This is a genomic window from Streptomyces sp. NPDC055400 (assembly GCF_053644375.1).
The window spans coordinates 18,456-31,247 of sequence record NZ_JBSHLM010000025.1 but is presented as its reverse complement, the minus strand read 5'-3'; the positions used below and the strand labels follow the sequence as shown (position 1 = coordinate 31,247).

Annotated in this window: 11 protein-coding genes and 1 pseudogene; 5 read left to right on the top strand and 7 right to left on the bottom strand. The window is 72.6% G+C overall.

Annotated features, from left to right (window positions below; genetic code table 11):
* Positions 1-4 precede the first annotated feature (4 nt).
* Positions 5-931: an aminoglycoside phosphotransferase family protein gene (locus ACWIGU_RS43335; protein WP_454407396.1), complete on the bottom strand. Its 927-nt coding sequence runs from the start codon at positions 929-931 to the stop codon at positions 5-7.
* A gap of 5 nt (positions 932-936) precedes the next feature.
* Positions 937-2,061 carry a M24 family metallopeptidase gene (locus ACWIGU_RS43330; protein ID WP_454407395.1) on the bottom strand — a complete coding sequence of 375 codons (1,125 nt, stop codon included), beginning with the start codon at positions 2,059-2,061 and terminating at the stop codon, positions 937-939.
* Positions 2,062-2,276: 215 nt separating this feature from the next.
* Here ACWIGU_RS43330 and ACWIGU_RS43325 point away from each other — a divergent pair, with 215 nt between their 5' ends.
* Complete coding sequence (locus tag ACWIGU_RS43325; protein WP_454407394.1) at positions 2,277-3,029, top strand: metallophosphoesterase; 753 nt, start codon at positions 2,277-2,279, stop codon at positions 3,027-3,029.
* A 33-nt stretch (positions 3,030-3,062) separates the two neighbouring features.
* On the opposite strand, the gene ACWIGU_RS43320 is transcribed toward ACWIGU_RS43325, so the two are convergent.
* Both ACWIGU_RS43320 and cyc2 read right to left on the bottom strand, forming a co-directional pair.
* Positions 3,063-3,656, bottom strand: coding sequence for a PDZ domain-containing protein (locus ACWIGU_RS43320; protein WP_454407393.1), 594 nt, complete (start codon positions 3,654-3,656; stop codon positions 3,063-3,065).
* A 254-nt stretch (positions 3,657-3,910) separates the two neighbouring features.
* On the bottom strand, positions 3,911-6,127 hold the full coding sequence (gene cyc2 / locus ACWIGU_RS43315) for a germacradienol/geosmin synthase Cyc2 (protein ID WP_454407392.1): 2,217 nt from the start codon (positions 6,125-6,127) through the stop codon (positions 3,911-3,913).
* 144 nt (positions 6,128-6,271) lie between these two features.
* Between cyc2 and ACWIGU_RS43310 the strand changes: the two genes are divergently transcribed.
* Positions 6,272-6,742, top strand: coding sequence for a universal stress protein (locus ACWIGU_RS43310; protein ID WP_454407391.1), 471 nt, complete (start codon positions 6,272-6,274; stop codon positions 6,740-6,742).
* A 59-nt stretch (positions 6,743-6,801) separates the two neighbouring features.
* The gene (locus ACWIGU_RS43305; RefSeq protein WP_454407390.1) at positions 6,802-8,868 is read left to right on the top strand and encodes a prolyl oligopeptidase family serine peptidase; all 2,067 of its coding nucleotides are present in this window, start codon (positions 6,802-6,804) and stop codon (positions 8,866-8,868) included.
* A 20-nt stretch (positions 8,869-8,888) separates the two neighbouring features.
* Here the strand turns inward: ACWIGU_RS43305 and ACWIGU_RS43300 are convergent, their stop codons facing one another.
* The gene (locus ACWIGU_RS43300) at positions 8,889-9,674 is read right to left on the bottom strand and encodes a pentapeptide repeat-containing protein (RefSeq protein ID WP_454407428.1); all 786 of its coding nucleotides are present in this window, start codon (positions 9,672-9,674) and stop codon (positions 8,889-8,891) included.
* Between the two features lie 367 nt (positions 9,675-10,041).
* Between ACWIGU_RS43300 and ACWIGU_RS43295 the strand changes: the two are divergent.
* Positions 10,042-10,338, top strand: a pseudogene (locus ACWIGU_RS43295) (hypothetical protein); the annotation flags it as partial.
* A gap of 110 nt (positions 10,339-10,448) precedes the next feature.
* Positions 10,449-10,910 carry a hypothetical protein gene (locus ACWIGU_RS43290; RefSeq protein WP_454407389.1) on the top strand — a complete coding sequence of 154 codons (462 nt, stop codon included), beginning with the start codon at positions 10,449-10,451 and terminating at the stop codon, positions 10,908-10,910.
* An 18-nt stretch (positions 10,911-10,928) separates the two neighbouring features.
* Here the strand turns inward: ACWIGU_RS43290 and msrB are convergent, their stop codons facing one another.
* The gene (msrB, locus tag ACWIGU_RS43285; RefSeq protein WP_399967521.1) at positions 10,929-11,336 is read right to left on the bottom strand and encodes a peptide-methionine (R)-S-oxide reductase MsrB; all 408 of its coding nucleotides are present in this window, start codon (positions 11,334-11,336) and stop codon (positions 10,929-10,931) included.
* Between the two features lie 13 nt (positions 11,337-11,349).
* Positions 11,350-12,759 (bottom strand): UDP-N-acetylmuramate--L-alanine ligase, encoded by a 1,410-nt coding sequence (gene murC / locus ACWIGU_RS43280; protein ID WP_454407388.1) that lies wholly within the window; start codon positions 12,757-12,759, stop codon positions 11,350-11,352.
* Positions 12,760-12,792: the final 33 nt, after the last annotated feature.

The following is a 12,792-nucleotide window of genomic DNA, read 5'->3' as shown; positions in this document are numbered from 1 at the left end:
GGCTTCAGCCGGCCTCCGGGTCCTTGTCGGCGAGTTCCGTCACGAGTTCGAGGAGGATCGCCTCCCACGCGCGCTCCAGCTGGGTGCGCAGCAGCGGCACGGGGCTGTCGTCCGTGCCGTGGAGGCGCTCGCCGAGGCGTACGAGGGTGTCGCAGCGGGCCAGCCACAGGCCGCGCAGGCTGGCGCGGGCGCCGTAACCGGCGAGGGTCGCCGCGCGGACGGCCGCGCGGGCGCCGACCGAGACGCTCAGGCCCGCGATGTCCTCGGCCGGGTCGCCGATGACGGCGTCGGTCCAGTCGAGGACGCCGCGCACCCGGCCGTCGGGGGTCACGGTGAGGTGCTCGCCCTTGAGGTCGTTGTGGACCACGACGGCGCCGGGCTGCGGGGCGAGCTGAGCGGCGGCCCGCGGGGTCAGCTGCCCGAGGCGCGCGGGATCGAACTCGCCGTCACCGCCGAGGAGTTCGGCAGCCCGCGCTCCCTCCCGGCGCAGTGCGTCGAGGGAGCGCGGCGCGGTCCTGATGAGCCCGAGCGTCTCGGCCCGCGCGGCGGGCACCTCCCGCAGGCCGCCGAGCAGCCCCGCGAGGTCCTCCTCGCCGGCCGCGGTGACGTCGACGACGTCACCCGACGCGCCCCGCAGCCGCGTGTCGAGGGTGTACGTGCGCCCGGTCGCCCACTCGCCGGACGCGAGAGAGGCGGGCACGGCGATGCCGACGTGCTGGCGCACGAGGTCACGGAGCCTGATCTCGCGGCGCTGGCGCACGGACGACGGCGCGTCGAGGGCGAGGCGCAGCACATAGCGGGTGCCGACCCACCAGGTGGAGTGCTCGCCGCCCTCGGCCACGGCACTGACGTCGAGCTGCCCGCCGTCGGGGAGGAGGGCGTCCAGCAGTCTTCGTACGGTGTCCTGGGTGGGCCGCGGGGCGTCGGACATGGCGTCTAGCTCACGATCGCCATGTCCCGCGACGTGCTGTTCAGCCGTCGTACGCCGTCCTCGGTGACCGTCACGATGTCCTCGATGCGCACCCCGAAGCGGCCCGGAAGGTAGATGCCCGGCTCCACGGAGAAGCACATTCCGGGGACGAGGGGCAGTTCCTCGCCCTCGATCATGTAGGGCGGTTCGTGGGTGGTGACGCCGATGCCGTGGCCGGTGCGGTGGATGAAGAACTGGCCGTAGCCGAACTCGGTGATCACGGCGCGGGCGGCGCGGTCCACGTCCTGGCAGGCCGCGCCCGGCTTGACCGCCGCGCAGCCCGCCGCCTGCGCCTCGCGCACGACGTCGTGGACGCGCTGCTCCTCGGCGGTGGGCTCGCCGACGTGCACGGTGCGGGAGGTGTCGGAGCCGTAGCCGTGCTTGAGGCCGCCGAAGTCGAGGACGACCATGTCGCCGTCTCCGATGACGCGTTCGCCCGCCTCGTGGTGCGGGTTGGCGCCGTTCGGGCCCGATCCGACGACGGTGAAGTCGACCTGCGAGTGTCCGAACTGCCGCAGCAGATCGGCGAGATCGCCCGCGACGTCGGTCTCCCTGCGGCCCGCGAAGGGCACCTTCTTGATCTCCTCGTACGTGGCGTCGGCCGCCTCGCCCGCCGCCGTGAGCCGTGCGAGTTCGGCCGCGTCCTTGACGGCGCGCATCATCGGCAGGGCCTCGGTGAGGGAGGCGTACGAGGTGTCGGGCAGGGCCTTCTGCAGCCCGATGAGGTGCATCGCCCACGCGTTGTCGCTGATGCCGAAGCGCCCGGAGACGTCGAGGAGGGGCGCGGTCACCGCGTACGGGTCCTTGCCGTCGGTCCAGTCCCGCAGGGTGAGGGCGCCGGCTCCCACCGCCTTCGCGGCGTCCGGTGCCTCGAGCGTGGGGACTACGAGGACGGGGTCCTGCCCCGGGGCGAGGACGAGCATCGTGAGGCGCTCGGTGTCGGCGGTGGGCGAATAGCCGGTGAGCCAGACCATGTCGGGGCCGGGGGCGACGAGGACGCCGGCGAGCCCCGCGTCGGCCGCGGACCGGGCGGCACGCTCCATCCGGGCCTTGTAGTCGTCGGCCGTGAACGGCGCGGGCGTGGCGGTCATCCGGTCCTCCGGGTGCTCCGAGCTGAACCTTGCTTCTCCGAACAGGACGTACGGGCAGCATCCTGCCCGCCCGCAGGGCCTGACGCGAGTCTGTTCCCGCATGCGCGCGCCGCCCGGCCGGGCCGCTCCCTAACGCCTGCCCATTGATCAACCATTACAACTAATGGTTAGATCGGCAGCATCCGTTAAGCCCCTTCTCCGGAGGACATACGACCATGCTTGTGCTGGCCCAGATCAGCGACATGCACCTCGACGGGACCCCGCGCGCCACGGCGCGCGCCCGGCGCGTGATCGACCACCTCCGGGCGCTGCCGGGCCCCCTCGACGCCCTCCTGGTCACCGGCGACATCGCGGACCACGGCGCGGAGTCCGAGTACGAGGAGGCGGCGAAGCTGCTGGGGCTGCACGACGGCGACGCGCCCTTCCCCGTCCTGACCTGCCCCGGCAACCACGACAGCCGGGCGCCCTACCGCAAGGCACTGCTGCGCGAACCCGCGGCCGAGGGACCGGCTAACCGCGCCCATCACGTCGGCGGCGCCGTGGTCCTCATGTGCGACTCCAGCATTCCGGGCGCCGACGAGGGCCGGCTCGACGAGGAGACGTACGGCTGGCTGGAGGACACCCTCGACGGGCTCGACGGCGAGACGCCCGTCCTGCTCGCCTTCCACCACCCGCCGGTGGCGCTGCACCACCCGCTGCCCGACGCGTACCAGCTGGCCCGGCCACGGGAGCTGGCCGCCCTCCTTGAGCGGCGGCCGGAGATCGCCGGGATCATCGCGGGGCACGCGCACACCCCGGCCGCCACCGTGTTCGCGGGCCGTCCGCTGGTGATCGGCCCCGGCGTGACGTGGACGCTGCGGCTGCCCTGGGAGGGCGAGGGTGTGGCGGACCGGGACGCTCCGGTGGGCCTGGCCTTCCACATCCTCGACGACGAGCGGCGGCTGACGACGCACTTCCGGGTGGTCTGATCTCCCCCGTAGGGCGATCCCCCGAGACAGGCCCTAGGTCACCACTCCAGGAGTCACCGCCAGTACCTGGCGCACGCCCGACTCGTGCCGGACCGTCAGCGTGACCTGCCGGCCCGGACGCGCGGACTCCACCGCCTGGGCGAGGGCGCCCGCCGAGCCGATCCGCGTCCCGCCGAAGGCGATCAGTACATCGCCCCGGACGAGACCGGCTGTATAGCCGGGACCGGGCACGTGCACGCCCACGAGCAGCGCCCCCGCCCCCTTGGGCGCGTCCACCGCCTCGACGCCGAGCGCCGCCCGCACGGGGCGGGCGGAGGGCGACGGGGAGGCGGAAGAGGCCGGCGGATGTGACGGCGTGAGCGCGGGCGGCCGCGGCGCCGCCCCCGCCTGCTGCTGCATCTCGGCCAGCTTGCTCATCCCTATGACGGCGGCGCCGACCGTGCCGAGGCCGACGCCCGACAGCACGAGCACCGCCCCGAACAGCAGGCCGAGCAGCAGGGTGACGAGGCGCTTGCCGCGGCGCCGCGCCGCATGCGGGCGGCGGCCGCCCGAACCGTTCCCCCGGGCCGCCGTCTCACGGCGCGGGGCTCCTGGCATCGACTTGGGGCGCAACGCGGTCTGTTCCATGGCCCACCTCCGGCCAAAGCTCTACCCGTCCGCGTCCGGCGCGACGATCCTCGAACGAGTGAGACTGAACCGGGCATTTCTGGCATCCGGTCAGGCGCCGTGCCCACCCTGCCCCTCGTGCCCTCCATGTCTCCCGTGCCCCGCCCCGACAATCGGGGCCGGAAAGGGAGATGCACCCCGTGACCGTCCCGCCGTAGGGGACAGTCGGGAGCGCGACAAGGTGTGAACGAACCGAGATGTACAAGCTCAGCCGTTCACGGCCGAGAAGGTGACCCCACAGGACTCACCACACCCCACGAGGGTTCCATGAACCCCTCATTCCGGCTGAAAAGGTTCGGCAACCGTCCCGGCACGAAGCCATGCGCGCGCCGGGCCAGGTCGTCGGTTCCGTAACGCCGGCATTCCCGGTGCCAGTTGAGGATCCCGGCCATCCAGTCCTGGAGCTCCACGACGTAGCCGTCCATGGTCGCCCGAGCCTCCCGCGACAGCTTGAAGTCGTCGTACAGGACGGGGAATTCATGGGTGGCGACGTGCTCGAACTGCTGCATGCGCTGCGTCATCAGGTCGTGCACGACGCCGAGCGCGGCCGGGTAGTCGCAGCCGAAGAAGTTCTGCACGACGAGGATGCCGTTGTGGATCTCGCCGTCGTACTCGATCTCCTTTTGGTACGAGAACACGTCGTTCAGGAGCATCGCGTAGTCGACGGCCGCGTTCTCCAGGGAGCGGACGGGGCCGCTGCGGTAGACCTCGGGGGGCACGGCGGGGCCGTGGCCGAGGCGGCACAGGCTCATGGTGAGGTCGGCGCCGAACGTGGCGCGGCGCATCTCCAGGTAGTCGACGGGGTCCGGGATGCGGCGCTGGAGCTGGTTGGACAGCTCCCACACCCAGCTCTCCGTCATGACGTCGATGGACGCCTTCAGGGTGCGCCGCTGCGCGGTCGTCATCCCGGCGGCGGTGCGGGTCCAGAGGTCGGCGAGGCCGCGCTCCATCGCGTTCACGGGCGGCGGGATCTCGCCGCCCTCGACGGGCATGCACGCGGAGAGCCGCTCGGTGCACAGCTTCGCCGCGGCGAGGTCACGCCGGTGCCCGAAGACGAGCGGGTAGTAGTCGTCCCCGTACGTCCCCCAGGCCAGCCAGTGCGCGCTCAGGTCCAGGGCGTCCTGGTCCCCGTCGGGGTCGAGACCGGCCGCGCACAGAGGGAGGTCGTAGGCGGCGACCTTGTCCTCGTCCCAGACGCCTTCCTCCAGGAGGCCCATGGCGTGCGCCCACGGGGTGACGCGCCGGCGGGCCTCCGCCAGACCGGGGTTCAGCCGGAGCGTGAACGGCATGTAGAGGTCGGGGATCCGGGAGGGCCCCACCTTCTGGAACGGCACATGTGTGTAGGCGCGCAGCCGTTCGGCGCCCGCCGCGGCGAGCAGCGCGCCGACGTCCGCACCGGAGGTGCCGATCCCGGTGGGCCCCGCCAGGGGGTTGCTCCCGGTCGCCCCCTCGTTCATGTACCGGCTGGAGCGCAGATGCCATTCGTGGCCGCCGGACTGCCAGTCCTGGAGGCCCCGCGTGTAGGCGGCGACCGCGGCGGCCTCGGGCGGTGTGAGCCCCTTCTCGACGGCGAGGGCGGGCACTTCGGTGAGCGCGGTGTGCTCGAACTGGTGGAGGCGCGAGGTGAGGATGTCGTTGACGGTCTGCGCGGCCTCCTGCGTCGTACAGCAGAAGAAGGTCTCCAGGACCAGTACGCCGTTGCTCAGCTCGCCCTCGTCCTCGACCTCCCGCTGGTACGAGAAGAGGTCGTTGCGCAGGTGCACGGCGTCGGAGAACGTCTCCATCAGAACGCGCAGCGGCCTCGACCCGGCGACGGACGCGGGCACTTCGGAGGTCGCGTACTCGACGAGCCCCGCCGACCAGGGCGCGCCGCCGACCTTGCGGCGCATCTCGATGTACTCGACGGGGTTGGAGATCCGCCCCTCGTTGATGTTGGACAGCTCCCACATCGACTCGTTGAGGAGGTGTTCGGTCGACTCGGCGAACCTGCCGCGCCAGTCCACCGACATGGCGGGCACGGTGCGTGCCCAGAGGTCGGCGAGGCCCGCCTCGACCGGGTTCCGCGGCTCGGGCACGGGGGTCGACAGGTCCATCGGCATGAACAGGGGCAGGCGGTCCAGACAGGCCTTGCCGCCCTCGCGGTCCATGGTCCGCTTGAACGTCTCCAGGAAGTGGTCGTCGAAGAAGAAGACCCACACGTACCAGTCGGTGACGAGCGACAGGGCGGGCCCGTCGCAGTCGGGATGGGTGTACGCGCACAGCAGTCCGTAGTCGTGCGCGTCGAGGTCGCTCTGCTCCCAGATGCCCGACCCCTCCAGCATGCCCATCTCGCGGGCCCACTTCGTGGAGTGCGCCCGCGCCTCGTCGAGGTGTGGATTGAGCCGCGCCTGGTACGGCATGTAGAAGTGCGGCAGTTCGAACGGCTGCGTCATGGCCCGGCCCTACCCGTGGCCTCCGGCGGGCATCCGGACGGCGGCACATGATCGCACCATCGCGTGAACCGACGACTGAGGAGCGACCGGACGGGGAAAAGGGCGGTACCCGATCCCGCCCGATCCCCAGCTGAGGAGTCTTCGGTGAGCCAGGCCACGGAGCCGTTGATCGTCGTCGGAGTCGACGGTTCGAAGCACTCGAAGGAAGCCCTCCGCTGGGCCGTGCGGCAGGCCACGCTCGTCGGCGGCCGGGTGCACGCCATCATGAGCTGGGAGTGGTCCACGAATCCCTTCAGCCTCGGCGGGCCCGCCGACGGGGGCACGGCTGCGGTCGGCCGTGAGCTGCTCTCCCCCGAGGAGACCTCGCGCGTCCGACTGATCGACATCGTCACGGAGACGGTCGGCGAGAGCCCGCCCGTCCCGGTGCACAGCCGCATGGTGCAGGGGCCCCCGGCGAAGGTCCTCGTCGAGGCGTCCGGGGCCGCGGACCTCCTGGTCGTGGGCACCCGCGGCTACGGTGGTTTCAAGGGCGCGCTGCTCGGGTCGGTGAGCCAGCAGGTGACGCAGCACGCGCACTGCTCGGTCGTGGTGGTGCGGCACAAGTCCGACAGCTGACGCGAGCGCCCCCGTCGCCCACCCGACGGGGTGTCAGCGGGGCGTGCCAGAGTGCCCTCATGGATGACGCCCGAGAGTTCCCGCGCCAGTACGCCCGCACCCGCCGCTTCGCCCTGGGCGCGCCGAGCCGGTTCACGGTTTCGGCCGACGGCGGGCGTGTCCTGTTCCTGCGCACGGGCGGCGGCGCCGACCCCGTGAGCGCGCTGTGGCTCCACGAGGACGGTGCGGAGCGCGTCCTCGTGGACGTCTCGCGCACCGCGCGCGCGGGAGACGTGCCGGCCGCCGAGCGCGTGCGCAGGGAGCGGGCGCGAGAGAGCGCGGTCGGGCTCGTCTCGTACTCGGCCGACGCCGAGTGCCGCACCGTCGTGTACGCCCTGTCGGGAGCGCTCTGGGCCGTGCGGGTCGCGGACGGTGTCCCGTTCCCCGTTTCGGCGGCGGGCCCGGTCGTGGACCCGCGCCTGTCCCCCGACGGCCGTTTCGTCGCGTACGTCACCGGGGGCACCCTGCACGTCGTCACGCTCGACGGCGAGGACCGGCTGCTCGCGGCGCCCGAAGGCCCTGACGTCACCTACGGGTTGACCGACCACGCGTCCTCGGAGTCGATGGGCCGGGCGCGCGGACACTGGTGGGCGCCCGACGGCAGCGCGCTGCTCGCCGCGCGCGTGGACACGTCGCGCGTGCAGCGCTGGTACCTCTCCGACCCCGCCGACCCTTCGGCGCCGCCGCGCGCCGTGCGCTATCCGGCGGCGGGCACGGCCAATGCCGACGTGTCGCTGCATGTGCTGCGCCTGGACGGCTCGCGGGCCGAAGTGGACTGGGACCGTGGGGCGTTCGAGTACGTGCCCGTGGCCGGGTGGGACGCGCACGGCCCGTTCGCCGCGGTGCAGAGCCGCGACCAGCGGACGCTGCGCACGCTGGCCGTGGACCCCGCGACGGGCGCCACCCGCCTCCTGGACGAGCAGCTCGACGCGGCCTGGGTCGAGTTGGTCCCCGGCGCCCCGTGCCGCACGGCGTCCGGCGCGCTGGTGACCACCCGCGACGAGCAGGACACCCGCCGCCTCGTCGTGGCCGGGAAGCCGGTGACCCCGGTGGGCCTCCAAGTCCGCCAAGTCCTGGGCGTGCAGGGCGAGTCGGTGCTGTTCGAGGGCGGCGACGAGCCCACCGAGACCCATGTGTGGACGTGGGCGCCCGACGCGGGCTGCGTCAGGCTCACGGACGCGCCGGGCGTGCACACGGCCGTCTCGGCGGGCGGCACCACGGTCCTGGTCAGCCGCCGGGAGGACCGTACGACCGTGGAGGTGACGAGGAAGGGCAAGCCCGTCGGGGAGATCGCCTCGCTCGCCGAGCGCCCCGTCGTCCCCACGCGGCCCGTTCATCTGCGGCTCGGCGAGCGGGAGTTGCGCAGCCAGCTGTTCCTGCCGTCGTGGCACACACCGGGCAGCGGCACTCTCCCCGTCCTGGTGAACCCGTACGGGGGCCAGCACCTTCTGGTTGCCACGCGGGGCCTCGGCTGGCCCGCGCATCTGTCCCAGTGGTTCGCCGAGCAGGGCTTCGCGGTCCTGGTCACGGACGGGCGCGGCTCCCCCGGGCGCGGCCCCGCGTGGGAGAAGGAGATCCGCGGCGACATCCTGACGCACGCCCTCGACGACCAGGTCTGCGCCGTGCAGGCGGCCGGGGCACAGTTCCCCGACCTCGATCTGACGCGGGTCGCGATCCGCGGCTGGTCGTTCGGCGGGTTCCTGGCCGCGGGAGCCGTGCTGCGCAGGCCCGACGTCTTCCACGCCGCGGTCGCGGGCGCGCCGCCCACCGACCAGCGTCTGTACGACACGCACTGGAAGGAGCGCTATCTCGGCCATCCCGACGAGGAGCCCGAGAACTACGAGCGCTGCTCCCTGATCGCCGACGCACCCCTGCTGCGCCGGCCGCTGCTGCTGGTGCACGGGCTCGCCGACGACAATGTGGCGGTCGCGCACACCTTGCGCCTGTCGGCGGCGCTCCTCGCGGCGGGCCGCAGCCACCAGGTGCTTCCGCTGCCGGGCGCGACGCACATGGTCACGCAGGAGGACGTCGCGGAGAATCTGCTGCTGTTCCAGCTCGACTTCCTGAAGAAGTCCCTGGGGGTCTGACCACTCGCCGAGAGGCGCGCCTACCAGTGCGCGGGGCGGCTCAGGGTGGCCGGGATCCTGGTCGAGCCGTCCCCGCGGGCCGCGTTGACCTGCGCCTGCGTGAGGAAGATGCTGCCGGTCAGATCGGCGCCCTGAAGGCGCGCGTCGCGGAGGTCGGCCCCGATGAGGTCGGCCTCGCGCAGGTCGGCGCCGGTGAGGTCGGCCGCTATCAGGTAGGCGCCGCGCAGGTTGGCGCCCCGCAGATCGGCGCCCTTGAGGCGGGCGCCCATCAGGTCGGCGCCCCGGTGGTTCTTCTTCCGGCCGGGGACAGCCGCCCGTACGAGTTCGCTGACCTTCAGGAGCGTCTCGCTGACCTCGCCGCGGAGGGTGGGGACGTCGGCCGCGGCGAGGGCGGCGGCGTCGGCGCGGGTGAGCTCCTCGATCCCGTCGAGGGCGCGCCGCACCTCCGCGTGCGCCGGGCGGGCCCGGTCGAGCTCCAGCGCCTCGGTCAAGTACCAGAGCAGTTCGTGCAGTTGGCGCATGACGGGGAAGACGTCGAACATCGTGCGCGCGGTCCCGCGCGACGTACGCCAGTCCTCGCCGCCGAACGTGACCTGTGACACCTGCTGACCGGCGCCGAAGCAGTCGAACACCGTGCAGCCCGAGTAGCCCTTGTCACGGAGCGTGGTGTGGATGCCGCAGCGGAAGTCGTCCTGGAGGTTGTGGCACGGCCGGCCCGCGGCCTTGTCCGCGGCGAAGTCGGAGGACTTGGCGAAGGGCAGCGCGACACAGCACAGCCCGAAGCAGTTCCCGCAGTCGGCGCGCAGGTCGAGCCGGCGGCGGTGCCCGGCCTCCGGAACGGCGCCGGTGCCCGGGGCGGCCGTGCCCTGGACGGTCGCGGTGCCCGGGACGGCCCCGTCGGACGCCACGGCCTCAGGACGGTTCTCGCGCTTGTGGGACAACGGGCCCGGTCTCCTACGTGGTGTCTGCTCGCCGGGTACGGCGTCGCCGCGTGCGCCCGGATGGAGCCTCATTGTCCCCGATGCCGCCGCGCGCCCTTGGGCGCCCCTGGGGTGGCGGGCCACGGTGGTGCGGCGCAGGCAGGGACCGCTCGTCCCCCCTCACCGACCGTCAGGAGTCACCGTGGCCTCCTTCGTCCTCCCGTACGAGCTGCACGGCACGGGACCGCACAAAGTGGTCGCCGACCCCGACCTGACGGCGGCCGAACTCGAGATGTTCTTCTTCCTGCTCACCGTCGCCGGCAACGACACGGTGCGCAGCGCGGCCCCCGGCGGCCTTCTGGAGCTGGCCCGGGCGCCGGAGGCGTACGGTCTGCTGCGCGCGCACTTCGCGCGCCTGCAGCTGCGGGTGCCGTACGAGGAGACCTGCCGGACCCTGCCGGTGCTCGAGCCGGCGGGCCCACCACGGCGGCTGCTGTCGAACTTCGTCAACGGTGTGAAGGAGCTCCCGGTTGCCACGGCCCCCGGCTGACGTCGCTCCCCGGTCTCTCGTGGCCCGGGTCGCCCGCCGGGCCCGGTACCGTGGGGGAGGAACGATCTCGTGGGCCTCCTGGCGGGCTGCGTGAACCCAGGAGGAACCAGATGACGACGAACCGCGGACGCAAGCACGTGATCCGGAGCCGGATGACGTCGACCGGCGAGTCGTACGTCGTCGCCGCGAAGAACCTCAAGGCGATGAAGGACATGGGCGCCACCGCGGAGGCCGTGCGCACCCAGCGCTGGCGGCCCGCGGAGTCCCTCGACGTCCCCTGCCCCTGCGGCGGCACGTGCGAGCCCGGCGAGAAGTGCGACCGCTGTCACGCCCGCCACCGTCACGTGGGCCGCGCCCCCGGCAGCCTCACGGACGTCGAGACGTGGAGGGACAAGTACGACTGCATGGGCTGCGCGTCCTCGTACACGCTGACCGTCGTCCTGCCCGGCCGCCCGTGGGGCATCGCCGAGACGGTGGTCAAGGGCGGCTCCGCGGAGCCGGAGGTCCGGGCCCGCGTCTTCCCGGGCGTCGTCCACCCGATGATGCGCCCGGAGAAGCCGGCGGAGGACTGAGCCTCCGCCGGGGCCCCGTCAGCCGGCTTCCGGCGCCAGCTTCAGCGAGATCGAGTTGATGCAGTACCGCTGGTCCGTCGGGGTGGGGTAGCCCTCGCCCTCGAAGACGTGCCCGAGGTGCGAGCCGCAGCGGGCGCAGCGCACCTCGGTGCGGACCATGCCGTGCGAACGGTCCGCGATCAGCTCGACGGCGTCCGTGTCCTTGGGGTCGAAGAAGGACGGCCAGCCGCAGTGCGACTCGAACTTCTCGCCCGAGGTGAAGAGCTCCGCGCCGCACGCGCGACAGGAGTAGACGCCCTTGGTCTTGGTGTCCGTGTACTCACCGACGAAGGCGGGCTCGGTGCCGGCCTGGCGCAGTACCGCGTACTCCGCCGGGGTCAGCTCCGCGCGCCACTCCTCGTCCGGCTTTTCGACGTCGTACGACATTCAGCTCAGTCCTTCACTTGGCAAGGCGATCCAGGCTGATCCTCTTCAGGATCAGCGGGCCGAGCTCCGTGACGTCACCCGCGCCCATGGTCAGAACAAGGTCGCCCGGCTTGGCCATTCCCGCGATCACGTCGGGCACGGTCGCCTTGTCGTGAACGGCGTCCACGTCGGCGCCCGCCGCGCGGGCCGCGTCGATGATGAGGCCGCTGGTGATGCCGGGGATCGGGTCCTCGCGGGCCGGATAGATGTCCAGGACCACGGACGCGTCGGCGAGGGCGAGGGCGTCGCCCATCTCCTTGCCGAGCTCCTGGGTGCGGGAGAAGAGGTGGGGCTGGAAGACGACGAGGATCCGGGAGTCCCCCGCGGCCGAACGCATCGCCTCGAGGTCGGCGGACATCTCGGTGGGGTGGTGCGCGTACGAGTCGATGACCTGTACGCCGTTCTCCTCGCCCTTGAGCTGGAGGCGGCGCTTGACGCCGGTGTACGACTTCAGGGCCGCGGCCAGGTTGCGGGAAGGGATGCCGAGCGCGACGCCGGCGGCGAGCGCCGCGACCGCGTTGTGCGCGTAGTGGCGGCCGGGGACCGAGACGGTGAAAGTGAGCAGCTTGCCGTCGAGGAGGACGGTCACCTCGCTGGTCAGGCCGCGCGGAGTGACCTTGTGGATGCGGACGTCGGCCGCCTCCGACTCGCCGTACGTGACGACCTTGAGGGACGTCGTGTCGCGCAGCCTGCGGGTGAGCTCGACCGCGCCGGACTGGTCCGCGGCGATGACGAGCGTGCCACCGGGGACGATCTTGGACGCGAAGGTCTCGAAGGACTCGTAGATCTCGTCCATCGACGCGTAGTTGGCGTGGTGGTCGAGCTCGACGTTGAGGACGATGGCGACCTCGGGCGCGTACTTGTGGAAGCTGCGGTCCGACTCGTCGGCCTCGGCGACGAAGATGTCGCCCTCGCCGTGCAGCGCGTTCGAGCCGGGGGCGTCGAGGTCGCCGCCGATGGCGTACGAGGGGTCGAGGCCCAGGGAGGACAGCGACACCGCCAGCATCGACGTGGTCGTCGTCTTGCCGTGCGTGCCGGCGACCGCGATGGGGCGCAGGCCGTCCATGAGGGAGGCGAGCGCGTCGGAGCGGTGGACGACCGGGATGCCGAGCTCGGCCGCGCGGGCCAGCTCGGGGTTGTCGGCGCGGATCGCGGAGGAGACGACGACGCAGCTGGCGTCCGGCGCGAGGTGCGCGGCGTCGTGGCCGATGTGGACGGTGGCGCCGAGCGAGCGCAGCGCCTCCGCCGTGGCGGACTCCCGGGAGTCGCTGCCGGCGACCTGGGCGCCGCGCTGCGTGAGGATCTTCGCGATGCCCGACATTCCGGCGCCGCCGATGCCGATGAAGTGCGGTCGGTCCATGGCGGTGGGCAGGCCGGGTGCCATTGGTTTCTCCCTGGGACGGTGTGCTGCTGCGTG